The organism is Streptomyces sp. G5(2025) (genome assembly GCF_049542075.1).
GTDB lineage: Bacteria > Actinomycetota > Actinomycetes > Streptomycetales > Streptomycetaceae > Streptomyces.
Window position 1 is genome coordinate 2,000,029 of record NZ_JBMUZT010000002.1, and the last position, 21,182, is coordinate 2,021,210.

At 72.6% G+C, this 21,182-nt stretch carries 13 protein-coding genes; 8 read left to right on the plus strand and 5 right to left on the minus strand.

What is annotated here, in order from left to right; genetic code table 11:
• Positions 1–9 precede the first annotated feature (9 nt).
• Complete coding sequence (gene eccB / locus ACOBQB_RS08970) at positions 10–1,542, minus strand: type VII secretion protein EccB (protein ID WP_423590191.1); 1,533 nt, start codon at positions 1,540–1,542, stop codon at positions 10–12.
• Positions 1,543–1,749: 207 nt separating this feature from the next.
• Here eccB and eccE point away from each other — a divergent pair, with 207 nt between their 5' ends.
• From eccE to ACOBQB_RS09010, 8 genes are all read left to right on the plus strand, one after another.
• Positions 1,750–3,087: a type VII secretion protein EccE gene (gene eccE / locus ACOBQB_RS08975; protein WP_423590192.1), complete on the plus strand. Its 1,338-nt coding sequence runs from the start codon at positions 1,750–1,752 to the stop codon at positions 3,085–3,087.
• A gap of 113 nt (positions 3,088–3,200) precedes the next feature.
• Entirely contained in the window at positions 3,201–3,968 is a 768-nt protein-coding gene (locus ACOBQB_RS08980; RefSeq protein ID WP_423590193.1) for a hypothetical protein, read from the plus strand.
• Positions 3,969–4,273: 305 nt separating this feature from the next.
• On the plus strand, positions 4,274–7,705 hold the full coding sequence (locus ACOBQB_RS08985; protein ID WP_423590194.1) for an SCO5717 family growth-regulating ATPase: 3,432 nt from the start codon (positions 4,274–4,276) through the stop codon (positions 7,703–7,705).
• 331 nt (positions 7,706–8,036) lie between these two features.
• Positions 8,037–9,965, plus strand: a complete 1,929-nt coding sequence (locus tag ACOBQB_RS08990) for an ABC transporter substrate-binding protein (protein ID WP_423590195.1) — start codon at positions 8,037–8,039, stop codon at positions 9,963–9,965.
• Between the two features lie 3 nt (positions 9,966–9,968).
• Positions 9,969–11,063, plus strand: coding sequence for an ABC transporter permease (locus tag ACOBQB_RS08995; protein WP_423590197.1), 1,095 nt, complete (start codon positions 9,969–9,971; stop codon positions 11,061–11,063).
• Positions 11,060–12,019: an ABC transporter permease gene (locus ACOBQB_RS09000; protein WP_423590200.1), complete on the plus strand. Its 960-nt coding sequence runs from the start codon at positions 11,060–11,062 to the stop codon at positions 12,017–12,019. The genes ACOBQB_RS08995 and ACOBQB_RS09000 overlap by 4 nt, the downstream gene beginning before the upstream one ends.
• Positions 12,016–13,059 carry an ABC transporter ATP-binding protein gene (locus ACOBQB_RS09005; RefSeq protein ID WP_423590202.1) on the plus strand — a complete coding sequence of 348 codons (1,044 nt, stop codon included), beginning with the start codon at positions 12,016–12,018 and terminating at the stop codon, positions 13,057–13,059. Before ACOBQB_RS09000 ends, ACOBQB_RS09005 begins: the two co-directional genes overlap by 4 nt.
• Before the next feature lie 29 nt (positions 13,060–13,088).
• Positions 13,089–14,099, plus strand: a complete 1,011-nt coding sequence (locus ACOBQB_RS09010) for an ABC transporter ATP-binding protein (protein ID WP_423590502.1) — start codon at positions 13,089–13,091, stop codon at positions 14,097–14,099.
• A gap of 99 nt (positions 14,100–14,198) precedes the next feature.
• On the opposite strand, the gene ACOBQB_RS09015 is transcribed toward ACOBQB_RS09010, so the two are convergent.
• The 4 genes from ACOBQB_RS09015 to rbfA all read right to left on the minus strand — a co-directional run bounded on the left by ACOBQB_RS09015 (position 14,199) and on the right by rbfA (position 21,174).
• Complete coding sequence (locus ACOBQB_RS09015; protein WP_423590204.1) at positions 14,199–15,155, minus strand: bifunctional riboflavin kinase/FAD synthetase; 957 nt, start codon at positions 15,153–15,155, stop codon at positions 14,199–14,201.
• A gap of 148 nt (positions 15,156–15,303) precedes the next feature.
• Positions 15,304–19,473 (minus strand): serine protease, encoded by a 4,170-nt coding sequence (locus tag ACOBQB_RS09020; RefSeq protein WP_423590205.1) that lies wholly within the window; start codon positions 19,471–19,473, stop codon positions 15,304–15,306.
• A 322-nt stretch (positions 19,474–19,795) separates the two neighbouring features.
• Positions 19,796–20,704, minus strand: a complete 909-nt coding sequence (gene truB / locus ACOBQB_RS09025; RefSeq protein WP_423590207.1) for a tRNA pseudouridine(55) synthase TruB — start codon at positions 20,702–20,704, stop codon at positions 19,796–19,798.
• The gene (rbfA, locus tag ACOBQB_RS09030) at positions 20,701–21,174 is read right to left on the minus strand and encodes a 30S ribosome-binding factor RbfA (protein WP_423590208.1); all 474 of its coding nucleotides are present in this window, start codon (positions 21,172–21,174) and stop codon (positions 20,701–20,703) included. Before rbfA ends, truB begins: the two co-directional genes overlap by 4 nt.
• Positions 21,175–21,182 lie beyond the last annotated feature (8 nt).

A 21,182-nucleotide genomic window follows, 5' to 3' on the forward strand; every position in this document is an offset into this window, starting at 1 on the left:
TCCAGGCCCTCAGGCACCTTGGGGCTGACGAGCCGCGGCCGTCGACAACCGCGGGCCTGTGGGCAGGAACGCGGACCAGGCCGCGGGGATCAGGGTCACGTCCGTATCCCCGTAACCGAGGCGCGTCTGCGCCTGCTGTGCCTCCTGTTGCTGCTGCTTGCGCTGCTTGGCGGACAGGCCGATGCTCGCGTCGTCCGTCGCGCTGTCGCTGTTGGACTGCATCGCGTACCGCAGCCCTGTGTCGGTGGCCAGGAAGATGCCGCCCGCTTTGGTCTCGGAGCCGAGGAACTGCCGGTAGAGCTGGCCCGAGCCCGGAGTGACGTAAGCGCTCGACGAGCCGGTGGGGAGCGGGGCCGGGAAGTCGGTGCCCGCCCACGTGCTGAGGGTGGTCTCGCCGTTGTCCGCGTCGACAGCGCGCAGGACGTTGCAGACGGTGTTGCGACTGCCTTCCGTGGTCGATGCCTCGTTGGCCGCCGTCGGCTTCTCACGTGGCCATCTGTTCCCCGGCCCGAACTCCTCGGTGTCGGGGGTGAAGGCTCCGGCGCTCAGTGAACGGGCCCGGCCGTCCTGCTTCAGGTCGACGAGGTCAGGGCTGGCGAGGAGTAGGTTCGCGGTGAAGTCGGACACCGGGGCGATCCGTCCCGGGAGGACCACGTAGTGCTGTGCCCTGTCGCCGTCGGTCGCCTTGATGATCATGCCGACCTTGTCGGCCGCCCGGTCCTGGAGGCCCGGCACCTTCGCGTCGGCTCCCGGGACGCCCTTGACGTCGGGGAACGCGATGGCACCGCCGGGGTGCAGCGTGTCGAGCCACTGCTTGGAGACACGCTGCGGTTCATGGTCCGACCTCACGACGACACGCAGCAGGAGTTCGCGGTCCTCCTTCTCCGCGATCCGGTACTTGGTGCCGCGCGCGTCGACCACATAGCGGGCCTTGTCGGGGCCGACGACGTACAACAGTTCGCCGCCCCGCAGGCGTTGGCGGCCCTCGGTCCTGTTCCGGTCCCGGTCTCCCAGTACGAACGCAGCCTTCTGGATGCTGCTTCCGCCCTCGACGGGGCGTTCGCACACCGCCCATCGCTTGGCCGTGCCGGCCTCGGACGCGGAGGGGAGGCGGTCGGGGGCGTACGGGATGCCGATCGTCGCGCCGTGCGCGATCGTTCCCTTGTCGAGGATCGACTCGTCGACTTTGATGACTTCGCCCTTGCCCGAGTCGAGGAGGAGCTTGGCGGAGGCCATGTTGAGGACGGGGTGCAACTGACGCTTGCCGTCGGTTTCCAGGATGACGTAGCGGGTCGTCGAGTCGCTCGCGATGATCACGTGTTCCTTGGGCTTGTCCCAGCCCGGTTTCGCCGCCGGCCGGAACATCCCCCACGCCCCGAACACCGCCAGGACAACCACGGCGACGATGAGGCCGGGCACCACCGCGCGCAGCGGGCGCGGGGCACCTTCCTCCGAGCCCGACGGTGAAGGCTGGACGAAGGCGGCCAGCGTACGGCGCTTCGCGAAGGTGTAGGCGTTGAGTTCGTCCCGTCGTGATGCCATGCGCGTCTGCATTCCCCCCATGAGCGATCGTGGGCGATCGTTGCTCCACCCGAGCGGTGCCGGGACGGACGCCGCCCCGGCCCTCCGCTGTCAGACCGGCCCCCTACTATGCCTGTTGTGTAATCGCGTGTGTGAGGTGGGTGAGGGCGAGGGCCTCAAGTGCTCGTCCAACAGGGTGTTTTGGAAGACCTACGAGGGGTTGTGCCGATGGCTACGACAGTGCGGGCCCGGCCCGGGCGGCGTCGTCCCGGACCCGGGGCGCGGGCACAGGCGCCGGCGCCGGCAGCGGCGGCCACTGCACCTGCGGCTCTCCCCCACAGCGCCTTCGCTCCTCGCCTCACCTCCCGCTCCCCGCGGTCCGGTTGGTCTCGCCTGCGCCCCATGGTGCTCGTGGAGTTGGCCCTTGCATTGGTGGGGGCGGCCTGGCTCGTCGATCCACTGGCGGCCGCACCGGTGGCGGTGATCGCGGCAGTCCTGCTGCTCTTCGCCCTCGGACGTCGCCATGGCCGCCCGTGGCATGAATGGCTGGCCATCACACGGGCGTTCCGGGGGCGCGTGCGACGCTCGGCCGACGTTCCGGTGCCGCCCGGCACGGACCCCTCCTTCGCCCCGGCCGTCGAATGCGATCCCGCCCTGCGGACGTATGCCTACAGGGGTCGTTCCCGGCGACAGGTCGGCATGGTCGGGGACGGGACGTTCCTGACGGCGGTGTTGCAGATCGAATCGGACGCGACCGCGTTGCGGGCCGAGCGGGGCCGGCAGCCGCTGCCGGTCGGGCTGGTCCGCGAGGCACTCGACGTGGACGGGATCCGGCTGGAATCGGCGCAGATAGTGCTCCATACGCAGCCCGCGCCCGCACTGCACCTGCCTCAGCAGTCCGTGGCCGTCAGCAACTACGCGCCGCTACAGGCCCAGACCGGGGCGCCGGCCGTGCGCATCACGTGGATCGCCCTCAAGTTGGACCCGGAGCTGTGTCCGGAGGCTGTGGCGGCGCGCGGGGGCGGGCTCGCGGGGGCCCAGAAGTGTTTGGTGCGCGCCGTCGGCCAGCTTGCGAGCCGGCTGACGGGGGCGGGATTCCGGGTGACGGTGCTGAACGAAGACGAGGTGGCCGCCGCTGTGGCGACCTCCGCCTGTGCCAACCCTCTGATGACCGCGCAGGCCGGGCGCGCGGAACTGCCGGAGCGCAGGACCGAGGAGTCCCCGCACGCGTGGCGGTGCGACAACCGGCGGCACACGACCTACTGGGTACGGCGTTGGCCCCGGCTCGGTGTCGGCGGCGGACCTGCGTTGCCTCAACTCGTCGCTCTTCTCACCGCGGTCCCGGCACTCGCCACGACGTTCAGTCTCACGCTCCGGCGAGGTGCGCGGCAGGAGATCGCCCTGAGCGCTCATGTCCGGGTGACGGGCCGCAGCGATGCCGAACTCTCGGCGGCACGGCAGGATCTTGAGCGAGAAGCACGACAGGCCGGGGCGGGCTTGCTGCGGTTGGACCGGGAGCAGTTGCCCGGGATGTTGGCGACGCTTCCGCTGGGGGGTGCGCGGTGATGGTTGTGGGTGCTGATTCGACACGGGGGACGTCGCGGTGGACGTCGGGGGCGCATGGGGCTGCGGGGACGCCGGGAGCGTTGAGGGTGCCGGGAGCGCCGGGGGCTGCGCGAATGAGGCATGGAGGCGGCGCGGTGCCCCCGCCCGGTGGCGCGTCGCGCCGTGGCTCCGTCGCGTCCGTCGTGCGTGGGGGCTTCGGGCTGATAGGGCCTCGGCACGGGCGACACGGACTCTCGCCTGATCAGGTGGACGCGCTCGCCCTGCCCATAGGGGACGACGGGGTGGTGATCGGGGTGGACGCAGAGAGCCGGCCCGCGACACTCGGGCTCAACCGTCCGACGCCGTACGACATCCTGTTCATCGGCGGGCTGTGGACCGCTCAGGTCATCGCGTTGCGGGCCGCCGCCATCGGGACTCGGGTCGCCGTGGAGACCGGGCGGGCCGGGGCCTGGGGGCAGCTTGTGCAGGCGCTTGGGGTGGGGCCCAGTGGGATGGCTGTGCATGATGTGGGGCGGGTGCCGCCGCAGGGGGCCTCGGCCGGGAGTCCCGTGCTCGTGGTGCGGGACTGCGGGATGCGGCCGCCTCGGGGGCGGGTCGTGGCGGGGCCCTGGCAGTCGGTGCTGACGGTGCTGCCCTATCTCAGTCCTGTCGCTCCCCGGCTGATGCGGCAGGCCCGGCTTGTGGGGGTACAGCGGGTTTCGCCTGATGAAGCCACGCTGATCGGGCGGGAGCTGGGACTGCCGGGCGGGGACGTGGATTCGCTGCCGACCCTCGCCGACGGCGTGACGCTGTGGTGCGCCGATCGCGATCGGCAGTACGTGATGACGCAGGCCACCGATGCCGAGACCGGATTGTTGGGTGCCGCCCGGCGGATGGACTGAGGCCGGGCGGAGGCCGACTTCGCGGTGAAATCAGCGCGCTCCATCCCCCGTTGGGTGATTTGTCCGTCACGGTGTGGCGTACGCGGATCAGTTTCGGGCGGGGCGTGACGCAATGGACAGCGTGGGCGGGGTGGGCTGCCCTGCCGTGCCGGTGGTTTTGGTGATTAGTCTGGGGCAGGGCGCGACGCCAGAAACCCGCGAGCGGGTCGTGCGCGTCCTCAACGGGGAGAGCCAGGCGGATCGGACGACAGGAACGGTCGCCCCCCACCACGGCACGAGGGTGCTCGACCACACCAGGAGGCATTGTGAACAGCGATCGGGACGAGATCCGCGGGGGCTGGGACTCACCCGTCGATGATCAGTCCGACGCGGAGTCCGCCGCCGAGACGACGGGCGAGTTCACCATCGACTATGCGCCGCCCGCCTGGTATACGCAGAACGCTTCGGGTAGCGCCGGGGAGACGCCTTCTGTGTCGGGGGCGTCGGGGGCGTCGGTGGCGTCGGCGGGTTCCACTCCGCCTGTCTCTACGCCGCCTGTATCTACGCCGCCTGTATCTGCTCCGGCGGTGTCGGCCCCGCCGGTAACGCCTCCGGTCGGTTCGGATGGTGCCGGGTCCGACTCCACTGCGGATGTTCCGTCCGCTCCGGCCATGCCTTCCTTCGCTGCGCCGCCCGCCCCCATCGCCCCGCCCTCGGGGCCCGTTCCACCTGTGCACGCGGCTCCGGCTGAGCCTGCCGAGGCGCCGGCGGAAGCGTCCTCCAACTCCGTTCCCGGCGTGGTGCCGAAGCTGCCGGTGGGCAGTGGGTTCCATCCGGCGGCTCGCGGTGAGGAGACTGGAGAGACAGGACAGAGGGCGAAGACGGAGGAGGCGGAGGAGACGGACTCCGAGACCGTTTCTTCCGTGGCGTCCGGCGGTGGGGCCACCGACTGGAGCGCCGCTCTTGCCGGGCCCGCCGCCTCCGTCCACGTGACCGGTGTCGTACCGAAGAACGAGGTTGACGCCCTCGCCGAAGCCAAGTCCGAAGCGGATGCGGAAACGCATGCGGCCGCGGATGCGGATGCGGATGCGGAGACTCAGGCTGAGTCTGAGGCTGAGGCTGAGGAGGCGGCGTCTGGTTCTGGCTCCGGTGGCTTGTCTGAGGTTGGTTCGGAGGAGCCTGAGGGTGACGCTGAGGTCGCCGAGCCTGATTCGGGGAGTGGTGACCTTGAGAGTGGGGCCACCATGCGGTTCTCCGCCCGGGCCCTCCAGCGGGAGATCGAGGAGCGTGCCGCAGCCTCGGCGCCGGAGCCGGAGTCAGAGCCGGAGCCGGAGTCAGAGCCCAAGGCTGTGGCCGAGGCCGAGTCCGACGTAGTGGCCGCTGATGAGGCGCGTGACGAGGAGCCGGTCGCCTCCGCGTCCGCCGTCGTGGAGGAAGACGCGCCTCAGGACGCCGTGCCCACCGCCGCGGCCGCCGCCGATGACGTGCAGGACTCCGTGCCGGCCTCCTGGGCTCCGCCGCCCGCGCCGCAGAGCGGAATTCCGCCGTTGCCGCCCGCCTACCAGCCCGCGGCTCCGGCCTCGGCGCCGCAGTGGCCCGCGCCGACGCAGGGTGCCCCGGCCGCGCAGCCGGTGCAGGCCGCGCCCACCTCTGCCCCTGCCCCTGCCCCCGAACCCGTACAGGCGCAGACTCCGCCGCCCGCGGCGGTGCCACAGCAGGCTCCCGTCCCGCCACAGCCGCAGCCTCACGCGCCGGTTCAGCCGCAGCCGCCGGCTCCGCAGGGCGGCGGTTACGGATTCCCGCAGGCGGCGCCCGGTGCGCCCTTCACGCCCGCGCAGCCCCTCGCGCCTGCTCCCGCGCCCGCGCCCGCGCCGATGCCCGCCCCCGTGTCCACGTCCGTGTCCGATGCTCCGGCCGCGCCCGATGCTCCGGCCCCGCAGGCCGCGTACGGGTTCCCGCAGCAGGGAGCCTCCGCTCCCGCCGCGGCCAACGCCCCTGCCCCCCAGGGCGCTTACGGTTTCCCGCAGCAGGGGGCGCCTGCTCCCGCCGCGCCCGGCGCCCCTGCCCCGCCGGCCGCGTACGGCTTCCCGCAGCAGGGGACGCCTGCTCCCGCTCCGCCCAATTCGCCCGCGCAGGAAGGTGGTTACGGCTTCCCGCAGCCGCCCGCCCCTCACGGGCAGCAGCCGATCCCGGGCCAGCAGCCGCAGGCACCGCAGCCTCACGCTCAGCCGCAGCCGCCCGTTCAGGCCCAGCCGCAGCCCCAGAGCCAGCAGCCCGCCCCGCAGCCGCTGCCTCCCGTCGCCACCCAGCCTCAACCGCAGGCACCGCAGCAGGGCCAGCCGGGGCAGCCGCCCGCCGACCCCCGTGCCGGTGCCGCCTGGCCCCAGCCCCTCCAGCACGATCAGCGGGAGCGCACCAACCCGGGAGCCCCCCTCGGCTACACCGCCGCCGTGGAGCTCTCCTCCGACCGGTTGCTGCGCAACACCAAGCCGAAGACCAAGAGCAGCCGGCCCACGGGCGGAGGTTCGCGGTTCAAGCTCGGCGGCAAGAAGGAAGAGGCCGAACGGCAGCGGAAGTTGGAGCTGATCCGGACGCCGGTCCTCTCCTGCTACCGGATCGCCGTCATCAGCCTCAAGGGCGGCGTGGGCAAGACGACCACGACCACCGCACTCGGTTCGACGCTGGCCACCGAGCGGCAGGACAAGATCCTCGCCATCGACGCCAACCCCGACGCCGGTACGCTCGGGCGGCGCGTGCGACGCGAGACCGGGGCCACCATCCGCGACCTCGTCCAGGCGATCCCGTACCTCAACTCGTACATGGACATCCGGCGGTTCACCTCGCAGGCGTCCTCCGGGCTGGAGATCATCGCCAACGACGTCGACCCGGCCGTGTCGACCACGTTCAACGACGAGGACTACCGGCGCGCGATCGACGTGCTCGGGAAGCAGTATCCGATCATCCTGACGGACTCCGGTACGGGTCTGCTGTACAGCGCCATGCGCGGGGTTCTCGACCTCGCCGACCAGCTGATCATCATCTCGACGCCGTCCGTGGACGGGGCGAGCAGTGCGTCGACGACGCTGGACTGGCTGTCCGCGCACGGGTACGCCGATCTGGTCTCGCGGTCGATCACCGTCATCTCCGGTGTGCGCGAGACCGGCAAGATGATCAAGGTCGATGACATCGTGTCGCACTTCGAGACGCGGTGCCGGGGTGTGGTCGTCGTCCCCTTCGACGAGCATCTGGCCGCCGGTGCGGAGGTCGATCTCGACATGATGCGGCCGAAGGTGCGGGAGGCGTACTTCAACCTCTCCGCGATGGTCGCCGAGGACTTCGTGCGGGCTCAGCAGCAGCAGGGGCTGTGGACGTCGGACGGGAATCCGCCGCCGCACATGGCTCCGCCGCTGCCGGGGCAGGTGCCGTACGGGGGGCAGCAGCAGGGGCAGCACGCACAGCAGCAGCCGTACGCTCCTTCGCAGCCGCAGGGTCAGCCGCAGCCGCCCCAGCAGCCGCAGCCGCAGCCGCCTCAGCAACAAGTGCCGCAGCAGCCGGGAGCTCCGCAGGCCTGGCAACCGCAGCAGCCCCAGGGCTATCCGCAGCCGCCCCAGGCTCCCCACCAGCCGCAGGGCCAACAGCAGGCCGCCCCCCAGCCGGTGCAGCCCGGCGCCCCCTTCCAGCCGGGGGCCCCGTTCCAAGCACCGCAGCCCCCTCAGCAGCCGCAACCGCAACCGCAACCTCAGCCGCCCCAGCAGTAAGTTCCGCAGAACCCCCAGCGGGCCCGCGCCGTTCCTCGGCGCGGGCCCGCTCGCGTTCCCGCCCCGTCAACCGCCGCCCCCGCCCCACCTGCCCCTCCCCTCACCGCCACGCGCCCACCAGCCACGCGTCAGAGGTCTTGACCAATGCGGGTGAAATAGCGGTCAACTTGTTATTTCCGCAGGCCACATGGGGTTCACCTGCCGTTGACTCGCCCAGACCGGCGCTGGTAGACACACACATCAATCCGCTGACGTCCCTTGATCAATCAGCGTTCAACCAGCCATCCCTGCGCGAGCGATGACGCGAGGTCACCGACCTATGGACATGGACATGGACACACAAGATCAGCACGGCAGACCAGCAGCCACCGCGACACCACCGTCCGCCCCACGGCGACCCCGCCGAAGCCGTCGCCGCCTGGGCCCCCTCCTCGCCGCCGGCGCCGCCGCCCTCACCCTCACGGCCGGTCTCGCCACGCCTCTCAACCCGGCCCCGCAGCAAGCCGAGGCCAGGGAGAAGGCCAAGACCAAGGCCAAAGACGACGGAAGCAAGAAGGTTCTCACCGTCGCCGTGGCGCAGAGCGTCGACTCGCTCAGCCCGTTCCTCGCCCAGCGGCTGCTCAGCACCAGCCTGCACCGCCTCACGTACGAGTACCTGACGAACTACGACGCGAAGAACAACCGTGCGATCGACGGCTTCGCCACCGACTGGAAGCCGTCCGCCGACAAGCTGACCTGGACGTACACGATCCGGGACGACTCCAAGTGGTCGGACGGGAAGAAGGCGACCGCCGAGGACGCCGCGTGGACGTTCAACAAGGTGATGTCCAAGGAGGGCACCGCCACCGCGAACTCCAACTTCGTCACCAACTTCAAGAAGGTGACCGCGCCGAGCCCCACCAAGCTGGTCATCGAGCTGAAGAAACCGCAGGCCACCATGGCCGCGCTCGACGTGCCGATCGTTCCCAAGCACATCTGGGAGAAGGTCGACGACATCTCGAAGTTCAACAACGACAAGGACTTCCCGGTCGTCGGCAACGGCCCGTTCATCCTGACGGACTACAAGGTCGACCAGTACGTACGGTTCAAGGCCAACAAGGACTTCTGGCGCGGCCCGCCCAAGTTCGACGAGCTGGTCTTTAGGACGTACAAGGACCAGGACGCGGCGGTCTCCGCCCTCAGGAAGGGCGAGGTGTCCTTCGTCGCGGGGCAGCCGGCGCTCACCCCGGCGCAGGCGAACTCGCTGAAGAGCGCGGAGAACGTCAAGGTCAACGAAGGGCCGGGCCGCCGCTTCTTCGCCATCGCCACCAACCCGGGCGCGCGGACGAAGGACGGCGAGAAGTTCGGTGACGGCCATCCTGCCCTGCTCGACAAGCGGGTCCGGCAGGCGCTGTTCCTCTCCGTCGACCGTGAGGCGATCGTCGACAAGGTGTTCCAGGGCAACGCCGTCGAGGGCGCGGGCTACATCCCGCCCCGCTTCTCCGACTACGCCTGGAAGCCCTCCGCCGACCAGGAGACGACGTACGACCCGAAGAAGGCCGCCCGGCTCCTCGACGAGGCGGGCTACAAGAAGAACGGGGACGGCAAGCGCGTCGGCAAGGACGGCAAGCCGTTGGACCTGCGCATCCTGTGCCACGCCACCGACCCCAACGACAAGGCGGTGGGCAAGTATCTGAAGGAGTGGTGGGGGGATCTCGGGATCGGGCTCACGGTCAACTGCCTCGATGACGTGTCCGTGCCCTGGTACGCGGGTGAGTACGATCTCGCGTTCGACGGCTGGTCCGTCAACCCCGACCCGGACTTCGTGCTCGGCATCCACACCTGCGCCGCGCTGCCGGTGAAGGCCAAGGAGAGCGCCGCCACCGACAACTTCATCTGCGACAAGAAGTACGACGAGCTCTACGCCAAGCAGCTCGCCGAGTACGACCCGGCCAAGCGGGCCGACATCGTCAAGCAGATGCAGTCGTGGCTGTACGACTCCGGGTACATGAACGTCCTCGCGTACCCGAACGCCGTCGAGGCCTACCGCACCGACCAGATCAAGTCCATCACCACCATGCCGACGGCCGCCGGGAACATCTACGGCCAGGACGGATATTGGAGCTGGTGGTCGGCCGTCCCCGCGGAGGGGAAGAGTTCCTCCAAGGACGGCGGCTCGACCGGTGTCATCATCGGTATCGCCGCTGCCGCGGTGGTGCTCGTGGGCGGCGGAGTCCTGTTCGCCCTGCGCCGCCGTTCGACCGCAGAGGACCGCGAGTAACGCATGACCGCTGACAGCAACCCCGCTCTGCTCGACACCGAGGGCCCACCGGGCCCAGGGGCCGACGGCGACCCGGCGAAGGCCGGGCCGGCGTCGGCCCGCGGGCCACGGGCCCGCAACACCCGCGCCTATCTCCTCTATGTGGCGGGCAAGCTCGGCGGCGCGATCGTGTCGCTGTTCGCCGTGCTCGTCACCAGCTTCTTCCTCTTCCGGCTCATCCCCGGAGACCCCGTCAAGCAGATGACGGGCGGCCAGCGCGTCTCGGCCGAGCAGCTGGCCGCGATGCGCCAGGAATTCGGCCTCGACAAGCCCGTGGCGGCCCAGTTCTGGGACTACACGGGCAAGGTGCTGAGCGGCGACTTCGGTACGTCGTACCAGTTCCACGCCCCCGTGATGGAGAAGATCACGGAGGCGCTGCCCGCGACGCTGCTGCTCACCGGAACGGCGTACGTGCTCTACACGCTGATCGGCATCTGGCTGGGCACGCGCACGGCGTGGCGCAACGGCAAGCTGGGCGACCGCCTCAACACCGGGCTCGCGCTCACGCTGTACTCCGTGCCGTCGTTCTGGCTCGGGCTGCTCCTGATCATCACCTTCGCGGTGGGCATCGGGCCGATCCCCGGGATGTTCCCCACGGGTGGCCTGGAGTCGGGCGGCGAGACAGGCTTCGCGTACGTCATCGACGTGGCGCACCACATGGTCCTTCCGGTGATCACGCTGGTCGCCGTCGGGTACGCGCAGACGCTGCTCGTCATGCGGTCCTCGCTCCTCGACGAGATGGGCGGCGACTATCTGACGACGGCGCGGGCCAAGGGGCTCCGCGACGATCTCGTACGCCGCCGGCACGCCGTGCCGAACGCGATGCTGCCGACCGTCACCCTGATGTTCGTCAACCTCGGCACGGTGGTGGCGGGCGCGATCCTCGTCGAGACCGTCTTCTCCTGGCCGGGGCTCGGCGGGCTCTTCTACCAGGCGCTGAGCGTGCCGGACCTGCCGCTGGTGCAGGGGCTGTTCTTCGTCTTCTCGGTCGCGGTGATCCTGATGAACACGCTGGCCGACGTGATCTATCCGCTGCTCGATCCCCGGGTGGGCCGATGACGACCGAATCCGCACCGACTCCCCCGCCCGCGCCGGCCCCTCCCGTTGTATCCGCCGCGCCCGGTGGGAGCGCGCGGTCGCTCGCGTGGGCGCGCAGGCGGCACTCCATGGCCCGGTTCTGGCGGGAGTACCGCACGCACCGGGCCGGACTCTTCGGCCTGGCCGTGCTCGTCCTGATCGCGCTCGCCGCGGTCTTCGCCCCGCTGCTCGTCGGGTCGGACGCGCAGAGCGTGACCGACGCGCCGGGCAAGCCGATGGAGTCGCCGAGCGTCGAATTCCCGTTCGGGACCGACCAGTTCGGGCGTGACCTGCTGGGCCTGCTGGTGTGGGGCGCGCGCATCTCGCTCTCCGTGGGGCTGCTCGCCGCTGTCCTGTCCGTGGCCATCGGCACCCTGGTGGGCATCACGGCGGGGCACTTCAAGGGCTGGTACGCCACCGTCATCATGCGGATCACCGACTGGTTCCTGGTGATGCCGACGCTGGTGCTCGCCATCGCGCTGGCCGCCGTGATGTCCGGCACGATCTGGACGATCATCCTGGCGATCGGCGTGACGACCTGGCCGACCACGGCGCGGCTGGTCCGGGCGCAGACCCTCGCCGTCGAGTCGCGGCCGTACATCGAACGGGCGCAGGCGCTCGGCGGCGGCCACGGCCACATCATGGCCCGGCACGTGCTGCCGAACGTCATGCCGCTGGTCCTCGCGCAGACCACCCTCGTGATCTCCAACGCGATCCTCACCGAGGCCACGCTCGCCTTCCTCGGCCTCGGCGACCCGACGAGCGTGTCGTGGGGCGGTCTGCTCCAGGACGCGCGCGAGGCGGGCGCGGTCAGCGCGGGCCACTGGTGGTACCTCGCCCCGCCCGGCCTCGCCATCGCGATCGTCGCGCTCGCGTTCACGCTGTGCGGGCGTGCCGTGGAATCCGTGCTCAACCCCAGGCTGGGGGCCACCCGTTGAACGACGTAGTGAAGACCGACAGGCATCAGGCCGAGGGGCACCGGCTCCTCGACGTGCGCGACCTCGAAGTGACGTACGCGAACGGCGCGGCCGCCGTCCGCGGCGTGCACCTCTCCGTCGACGCGGGCCAGAAGCTGGGCGTCGCGGGCGAGTCGGGCTGCGGCAAGTCGACACTCGCACTGGCCCTGCTGCGGCTGCTGCCCGCGGGCACGAAGGTGTCCGGCGAGATCCTGCTCGACGGCGAGGACGTGCTGGCCATGAAGTGGGGCCGGGTGCGCGCCGTGCGCTGGGCGGGCGCCTCGATCGTGTTCCAGGGCGCGATGCACTCGCTGAACGCCGTGCACCGCGTCGGCGACCAGATCGCCGAGCCGATCCTGCTGCACAAGAAGGCGACGCAGGCGGGGGCCAGGAAGAAGGCCGGCGAACTGCTCGAACACGTGGGGCTGCCCGCCGCCCGCGCGGACGCCTACCCGCACGAGCTGTCCGGCGGCCAGCGCCAGCGCGTCATGATCGCCATGGCGCTGGCCTGCGATCCCCGCCTGATCATCGCGGACGAGCCGACCACCGCGCTCGACGTGATGATCCAGGCCCAGATCCTGCGCCTGATCGAACAGCTGGTGTCCGAGCAGGGCCTCGGCCTGGTGATGATCAGCCATGACCTGGCGGTGCTCTCCGACACCTGCGACCGGCTCGCGGTGATGTACGCGGGCCGCGTCGTCGAGGAGGGCCCCGCCTCCCAGGTCTACGAGAACGCCCGGCACCCCTACGGCAAGGCCCTCTCCGCGGCCTTCCCCCGGATCGGCGACCCGGCGTCCCGGTTCGCGCCGCGCGGCCTGCCCGGCGACCCGCCCGACCCTTCGGCGCTCCCCACGGGCTGTACGTTCCATCCGCGCTGCACGGTCGCGCTGGACTCCTGCGCGACGGAGGACCAGGCCCTGCGGGAGGCCGGCCCGCACCACCGGGCGGCCTGCGTCCACGCGGGCGCCCCGCTCCCCGCGCAGCCCACGTCGGCGCCGGCGACGGCGGAGCGCGCGCCGTGACCCAGAGCAGATCCGACAAGGAGCCGCGCATGAACACCCCCGAGCCGGGCGGCGGGCCGCTGCTGTCCGCCGCAGATCTGCACATCGCCTTCCCCGGCCGCAGGGGCGCGCCCACCGCGCGGGCGGTGGACGGCGTCGACCTCGACATCAAGGGCGGCGAGATCGTCGCCCTGGTCGGCGAGTCGGGCTGCGGCAAGACGACACTGGCCCGTTCCCTGCTCGGCCTGGTGCCGCCGACCTCCGGCAGGGTGACGTTCGCCGGGCAGCCGCTGGAGTACTCGGCGCGCTCCCTCAAGGCGTACCGCAAGCGCGTCCAGCTGGTCCTCCAGGACCCGAGCGGTTCGCTCAACCCCCGGCACACGGTGTACGAGGCCGTGGCCGAAGGGCTGCGCATCCACGGGTACGCGGGCGACGAGCGGGCCTCGGTCGCCGAGGCGCTCTCGCGGGCCGGCCTGCGCCCGCCGGAGCGCTTCTTCCTGCGCTATCCGCACGAGCTGTCGGGCGGCCAGCGTCAGCGGGTCGTCATCGCGGGCGCGCTGGTCCTGGAGCCCGAACTCATCGTCGCCGACGAGCCGGTGGCGTCCCTGGACGCGTCCGTGCGCGGTGAGATCCTCGCGCTGCTGCTGCGCCTGCGGGACGAACTGGGGCTGTCGGCACTGGTGGTGACGCACGATCTGGGTCTCGCGTGGAACATCGCGGACCGCGTGGCGGTGATGTACCTGGGCCGCGTCGTCGAGACGGGAACGGTGGAGGAGGTGCTGACGGCACCACAACATCCCTACACGCAGGCCCTGTTGTCGGTGCTCCCGGAAGCCCCCGGAGAGCCGGTGGTCCTCACCGGCGAGCCCCCGGACCCGTCCCGCATCCCGGGGGGCTGCCGATTTCATGCCCGATGCCAGGTACTTGCCTCCGGGGAGGCGGAGCGGGCGGGGGTGGCGGACCGGTGCCGCGGGGAGGACCTGGCGGTGCTGTCGGGGCGCGGCGAGACGCAGGTGGCTTGCCACTGGGCTCGGGAGCGGGTTGTGGAGGGGGCGCCTTAGGGCGGGGCTTGCCGCCGCGCCCCTTCAGGGGCGCGGGGAACTGCGCGAGCGACCACGACGAACCGGCAGCCGCGCGGAGCCCCGCACCGCCCACGGCGACTAGGAGGCGCCCGCCGCCGCCTCGATCAGCTCCCGCGACTTCTTCACGTCATCCGCGATCGCGACAAGCAGCGCCTCGACGGAGTCGAACTTCGCCTGCCCCCGCACGAAGGCCAGGAAGTCCACCGCGACATGCAGGCCGTACAGATCCAGACCGACACGGTCGATCGCGTACGCCTCGACGGTCCGCTCCGTGCCGTCGAACTGCGGGTTCGTGCCGACGGAGATCGCCGCCGGCATCGCCTCGCCCTCGACGTGCAGCCAGCCGGCGTAGACGCCGTCGGCGGGGATGGCGGTGTGCGGCAGCGTCTCCACGTTGGCGGTGGGGAAACCCAGCTCGCGCCCGCGCTGGGCGCCGCGCACGACGACGCCCTCGACGCGGTGCGGGCGGCCGAGGATCTCCGCGGCGCCCGTCATGTCGCCCTCGGCCACCAGGCTCCGGGTCAGGGTCGAGGAGAAGGGGCGGCCACCACCGGCCTCGCCGGTCACGTACAGGTCGATGACGTCGACTTCGTAGTCGTACGTCCGTCCGAGCTCGGCGAGCAGGTCGACGTTGCCCGCGGCCTTGTGGCCGAAGCGGAAGTTGGGGCCCTCGACGACGACGCGTGCGTGGAGCTTGTCGACGAGGACCTTCACGACGAAGTCGGCGGGCGAGAGCTTCGAGAACTCGGTGGTGAAGGGCAGGATCAGGACCGCGTCCACGCCGAGGTCGGCCATCAGCTCGGCGCGCCGGTGGTGCGGGGCGAGCAGCGGTGGATGGCTGCCGGGGCGCACGACCTCGCTGGGGTGCGGGTCGAAGGTGACGACCACGGCGGGCACACCGAGCTCCCGGGCGCGCTCCACGGCGCGGCCGATGATCAGCTGGTGACCGCGGTGCACGCCGTCGTAGGAACCGATGGTGACGACGCTGCGCCCCCAGTCCTGGGGGATGTCCTCCAAGCCACGCCAGCGCTGCACTTCTTTGCTCCTCGCCGAACCCGTGTACGTCCGTTACGTCTGTACGTTCCCATTGCCGATTGCGCAGGTCTAAGACTGCCATGCCGAGGATCCCCGCCTCGCATCGGTGTCTCCCGGGGGAGGGTGGCGGGGGTCACTTCACTTCCGGCTAGGCCGGCACCGGCGCGCCGCCCGCGAGGTTCGTCAGCGTCCGGGAGGCGCTCGGGCCGACCAGGGCGGCCCACTCCTGCGGGGCGTCGCGCAGCCAGCCGGTCACCAGGGCGGCGAAGCCGGGGTCGGAGCGGGCCAGTTCGACCAGGCACCGGTCGAAGCGGGAGGCGCCCTCCGGGGTGCGGCCGAGGAGCAGCCCGGTGCGGTGGACGCGCTCACGGGTCGCGGCCCCGCCCAGCTCGGCGGCGCCGCGGGCCACGGACCGCAGGACGTTCTCCAGGACCGCCGGGTCGCGCTCCTGGCCGAGCAGGACGTCGAGCAGGTCGCTCCGCAGGGCCCGCGAGGCGGCGGTGCCCGGGGCGGCGAGTACGGGCGCGAGGGCCACCCGGACCTCCGGGGGACGGCTGTACAGCAGCCCGGCGACCAGAGGGAAGAGGACGGTGCGCGCATCGGACCCCTGTTCGATCCGCCGGTCGATGTACGCGGCGGCGGGCCCGGCGGCCTCGGGGCGGGCCTCCAGGGCGTCGCGCACCAGGGTGGCGACGCGGTGCGCGAGGGAGGGCGGGGTCGCGTCGGCCAGGCAGCGCAGCACCTCACCGGATGCGTCGTCGCCCGGGCCCGGCTGGTGCAGACGGGCGGTGAAGGCGGCGAGCACCTGCTCGGGGTGGGTGGCCAGGGCCTCGGCAGGCGCGCTCGCGGGCAGCGCCGGGTCCCCGGCGGCGAAGCGTCGCAGCGCCCGGGGCAGGTACCGGGAGCGGGTCTGCGGGTCACGGACGAGCAGCGCGAGCGCGGCGCCGTGCAGGGCGTCGTCGTCCGTGTGGACGAGCAGGGCGAGGGCGGCGTGCCGCAGGTGGGCGCGGTCGGCGTCGGCGGTGGTGTGCGGGGCGGCTCGCAGGCCTTGGGAGGCGGCGGCCGCGCGCCGGCCGGGCCGCTCGTCGTGCGCCCAGCGGCCGACGGCGCGGCAGACCGCGGAGGGCTCTTCCTCGGCGAGGGCGGCGAGCAGTTCGTCGGCGCGGGCGTGGCCGCAGTCGACGAGGGCTTCGGTCAGGTCGTCGATGGCGTGGTGCCGGTGGGTGTGGAGCAGCGCTTGCGCGGCGGAGGCGACGGTGGCGTCGGGCGCGGCCTCCAGCGGCCGCTCGTCGGTGAACCAGCGGACGAGGTGCGGCTGTACGCCCGCGGGGTCGGCGGCGAGGAGTCCGGCGACGGCGTCGAGGCAGCGGCCCGGCGTCCCCGGTGGCCCGTCGTGCACGACGAGCCGCCGCAGCAACGCGAACCGCCGGGCCTCCCCCAGCGGCAGCCCCAGCCAGAAGGCGGGCCCGAACAGGCCGCGCTCGGCGAGAGCTTCGAGCACCGGGAGGTAGGGCTCGGCGTCGGGCACGCGCGCCAGCGTCCCCCGCAGCAGCTGCGTGGCCCACCACCGGGCATCGACCACCGCGTCGGCCACGGCACCCGACCCGGCGTCGGCCACCGCACGGGTCACCGCACCAGGCCCCGCGTCAGCCCCCGCACCCGGCCCGGCGTCGGCCACCGCACCGGTCACGGCACCCGTCACCGCACCCGTCGGCCCCGCCTCGGTCACCGCACCCGGCCCCGCGTCAGCCACCCCACCCGGCCCGGCGTCAGTCACCGCACGGGTCACCGCACCCGGCCCCGCGTCAGCCACCCCACCCGTCACCCGACCCCACCCCGCCTCGGTCACCGCACCCGCCACCCCACCCAGCCCCGCGTCAGCCCCCGCACCGGTCACCCCACCCGACCCCGCACCCGTCGGCCCACCCAGCCCCGCGTCGGTCACCGCACGGGACACCGCACCCGCCACCCGACCCAGCCCCGCCTCGGTCACCGCACCGGTCACCCCACCCGTCGGCCCCGCCTCGGTCACCGCACCCGCCACCCCACCCAGCCCCGCGTCAGCCCCCGCACCGGTCACCCCACCCGTCACCGCACCCGTCGGCCCCGCCTCGGTCACCGCACCAGGCCCCGCGTCAGCCCCCGCACCGGTCACCCCACCCGCCACCCCACCCGGCTCCGCATCCACCTCCCCGTCCGCCACCGCCCCCCGCGTGAGGTCGGGCAGCGCGTCCGTCAAGTTCCGTAGGCGCTCGGCCAGTTCCGCCGGGCCGTGCTGGCGGGGCAGTGACAGCAGGGCCTCGATCACGGGGCCGATGCGGTGGCGCGGCACCGGGGCCGGGCAGGCGGGGGCGGGGTCACGGCGGCGCTGCTCCGGGACCATCGGGGAGCGGGCCGTGCCCCGGTGCCGGTGGACCAGGGAGGCCAGCGCGTCGTCCACGTCGAGGTGCGTGCCCTGTAGCCAGTCGGCCACCTCCTCGTGCGCGAAGCGGTAGCCCGTGCCCGCCGGTACGAGCAGGCCCTCCGTCAGCACGGCCGACGCCCATCCCGCGCAGCCGGGGGAACCGGGGAGCGCGCCCCACGGGAAGACGTCCTCGAAGGAGGCCCGGTCCAGCTCTCCCTGCCCGGGCGCCAGGCAGCGCCGCGCCGCCTCGTGGACCCGTCCGGACACCTTCGCGGCGAGGCGGCGCACGGCGGTGCCGCGCAGTCCGTTCGTCGCGGCGAGCCGCACGGCGACCCGCAGGCACATCAGGTCCAGGTAGGCGGCGAAGACCTCGTCCCGCCCGGGTGTGCCCGGCGGCGGCGCGTCGGGGCGGGCCGCCCGCACCTCGTAGAGCAGCCGCAGTGTCAGCGGATGCCGCGCGTCGGCCTGGGCGAGCGCCCCGTCCGGGATGCCGTACCGCGCGCGGACCTGACGCGCCTGCGGCTCGGACAGATCGCCGAGGCGTACGCACGCGGGAAAACCGGAGGAGGCGTCCGCCCCTGTCGTCGTCCCATGGAGCAACGCCCCGTCGAAGTACGCCCCCGCCTGCTCCCAGTGCTCCACCCGGCAGGCGACGACAAGGCGCGTGCCCGTGTCCCCCAGCCAGGCCGCCGTGGCGTCGCTCCACTCGGCGAGGCGCTGTGCGAGCGCGGGCGGCATCTCCTCGGGCCCGTCGAGCAGCAACAGCAGCGGCCGCCCCACGTCCCGTACGAGCCGAGCCACGCGCCCCGCCGAGACGCCCCCGGGGCCCTCGCCGCCCGGCGCCTCCCGCGAGGCGGCCAGGATCCGTCCCGCCCGGCCGATGGCCCGCTCGACGGCGTCGGCGACGGACGCGTCCGTGCCCCGCAGATCGGCGCCGCGCAGCCACAGCGTCGGCGCGGGCTCGGCGCCCCGGGCCCGCCGGGCGGCGAGCGCGGCCAGTTCCGTCGTACGCCCCGTGCCGGGGTCCCCGACCAGGCCGAGCACGCGGGCCGGGCCGTCGAGGAAGGTGCTGAACTCCCTGGTCACATCCGGCCGTTCGACCGGCTCCAGGTGGGCCGCGCCCGGTCCGTCGGAGCCCGCCGAGGTGGCCGTCAGGTGCAGCACGCCCGCCAGATTAAGGTCGTGGCCGTACGCGGGGACGGTCGCGGCATTGCGGGCGATCAGCTCGGCGAGCGGCCCGCCGGGATCGGTGGCGGCCGCCTTCCGCAGCGGAATCGCGAAACCGGGCGGCCGGTGGGTGAACGGCGCGTCGTCCGGTGGGCGGGGGCCCGGGTCCTGGGGCCGCAGCGCCGTGCCGAGGACGGCGAGGACCGCGCCGGACGCGGCGTCCACGACGGGTCCGCCCGCGGCCCCGCCACCGAGCCGCAGGGCGTCGGCGCCTTCCGTGCCGATCGCCAGCTCCAGGGCGGCGCCGATCAGGTGCGAGCGGTCGGCGGCGGTGTACGTCACCGGGGAGCAGCCGAGGACGCGGGCCTCGCGCCAGCCGAGCGCGGCGATCCGCACATAGGCGCCGGTCGCGACGGAGTCCCGCACGGCCAGGGGCAGGGGCCGCAGTGCGAGGCCCTCGGTGCGCACGAGCGCCAGACCGGCGCCGGGCAGCGCCACGACGGCCTCGGAAGGCACCACGCAGGTACGCCCGTCCGGCGCGTGCAGGGCGATCCGCGTGAGGCCGTCGACGGCCTCGTGACCGGTGATGACCGTGCCGTGCTCGTCGGCGGCGAATCCCGTGCCCCGCGGGCGCCCCGTCAGGTCGCACACCCGCACGAGGGCCCGATCCGGCGGCATGTGACCGCCCCGCTTCCCCGCGCCCGCGGCGTCCCCGGCGCCCTCGGCCCGCGGACCCCGTCCCGCCATGCTCGAACCTCCCGGCTGTTCCCCGTCCTTCGACCGTAGGTCGGCGGTGATCAGCGGAACAGAACGCGGTGCGAACGCGCCCCCTTCCGCTCCCTCGGTTCACTCCGAGCGCCTGCCCGAAGGGGTGAATCGGGGCGGTGAGATGGAAACACCTTGAGTGGGGGGACCGTGGGGGATCGTGGAGCGGCGTACCGGAGTCCGCCGCTCCACGACGAAGCGGGATGCGGGATGCGGGATGCGGGATGCGGGATGCGGGATGCGCGATGCAGGACGCGGGATGCGGGACGTGGCGTACGCGCCGCGAGACGCGAACCGGTCCCGCTCAGGCGAAGACGGCCAGGCTCTTGGCCTTGCCCCGCGACTCCTCCGCGAGGACCAGGAAGCGGCCCTCCGCGTCGAAGACGGCGACGGCGCCCACACCCGCGTACTCCTCGGGCATGTCGATCCTCACGCCGTTGAGCAGCAGCCGGCCGCGCTTGTCGTCGACGTCCCAGCGCGGGAAGGCCCGGCTCGCGGCCTCGGCCACCGGCATCACCGTCAGCTCCTCCTGGAGCTGGTCCAGGGTCTTGGCCGCGTCCAGCTTGTACGGGCCGACGCGGGTGCGGCGCAGGGCGGTCAGATGGCCGCCGACGCCGAGGTCCGCGCCGAGGTCGCGGGCGAGCGCCCGGATGTACGTCCCGGAGGAGCAGACGACCGAGACGACCAGGTCGAGGACGGGGGTGCCGTCCTCGGCGACGGCGTCGCGGACGTCGTACACGGTGAAGGCGGAGATCGTCACCGGCCGGGCCGGGATCTCGAAGTCCTCGCCCTTGCGGGCGCGCGCGTACGACCGCTTGCCGTCGATCTTGATGGCGCTGACCTTCGAGGGCACCTGCATGATGTCGCCGGAGAGCTTGGCGATGCCCGCGTCGATCGCCTCACGGGTCACCTTCGAGGCGTCGGCGGACGAGGTGATCTCGCCCTCGGCGTCGTCGGTGAGCGTGTTCTGCCCGAGGCGGATGGTGCCCAGATACTCCTTCTCGGTCAGCGCCAGATGGCCGAGGAGCTTGGTGGCGCGCTCCACGCCGAGCACGAGGACGCCCGTCGCCATGGGGTCCAGGGTGCCCGCGTGGCCGACGCGGCGGGTCTTGGCGATCCCGCGCATCTTGGCCACCACGTCGTGCGAAGTGAAGCCGGACGGCTTGTCGACGATGACAAGTCCGTCCGGCGTGGTGGTGCTGCTCTTGCTCATGCGCGGGCGTCGCCGTCCGTCTCGTCCGTGTCGTCCGCTTCCTCGTCGGACTCGGGCTTCTTGTACGGGTCGGCGTCGCCGGCGAACTTCGCGCCCGCGGAGACCTCCCGCACCTTCTCGTCCGACATCCGGGCCTTGTCGAGGAGGTCCTCGATGGCCCGGGCGTTGTCCGGCAGGGCGTCCGCGACGAAGGACAGGGTCGGCGTGAACTTCACGCCCGCGGCCTGGCCGACCGCCGAGCGGAGGACACCCTTGGCGCTCTCCAGGCCCGCCGCCGCGGCGGCGCGGTCCTCGTCGTCGCCGTAGACCGTGTAGAAGACCGTCGCCTCCCGCAGGTCGCCGGTCACCCGGGTGTCCGTGATCGTCACGTGCGTCCCGAGCCGCGGGTCCTTGATCCCGCGCTGCAGCTTCTTGGCAACCACCTCTCGAATGAGGTCCGCCAGCCTTTTCGCTCGCGCGTTGTCGGCCACTGCTCCGT

Excerpts from the sequence above, each read along its gene's own strand:
- ACOBQB_RS09000 (WP_423590200.1), top strand. The coding sequence starts at position 11,060 with ATGACGACCGAATCCGCACCGACTCCCCCGCCCGCGCCGGCCCCTCCC.
- ACOBQB_RS09020 (WP_423590205.1), bottom strand. The coding sequence starts at position 19,473 with ATGGCGGGACGGGGTCCGCGGGCCGAGGGCGCCGGGGACGCCGCGGGC.
- ACOBQB_RS09010 (WP_423590502.1), top strand. The coding sequence starts at position 13,089 with ATGAACACCCCCGAGCCGGGCGGCGGGCCGCTGCTGTCCGCCGCAGAT.
- truB (WP_423590207.1), bottom strand. The coding sequence starts at position 20,704 with ATGAGCAAGAGCAGCACCACCACGCCGGACGGACTTGTCATCGTCGAC.
- eccE (WP_423590192.1), top strand. The coding sequence starts at position 1,750 with ATGGCTACGACAGTGCGGGCCCGGCCCGGGCGGCGTCGTCCCGGACCC.
- ACOBQB_RS08990 (WP_423590195.1), top strand. The coding sequence starts at position 8,037 with ATGGACACACAAGATCAGCACGGCAGACCAGCAGCCACCGCGACACCA.
- ACOBQB_RS08995 (WP_423590197.1), top strand. The coding sequence starts at position 9,969 with ATGACCGCTGACAGCAACCCCGCTCTGCTCGACACCGAGGGCCCACCG.
- ACOBQB_RS08980 (WP_423590193.1), top strand. The coding sequence starts at position 3,201 with ATGAGGCATGGAGGCGGCGCGGTGCCCCCGCCCGGTGGCGCGTCGCGC.
- eccB (WP_423590191.1), bottom strand. The coding sequence starts at position 1,542 with ATGGCATCACGACGGGACGAACTCAACGCCTACACCTTCGCGAAGCGC.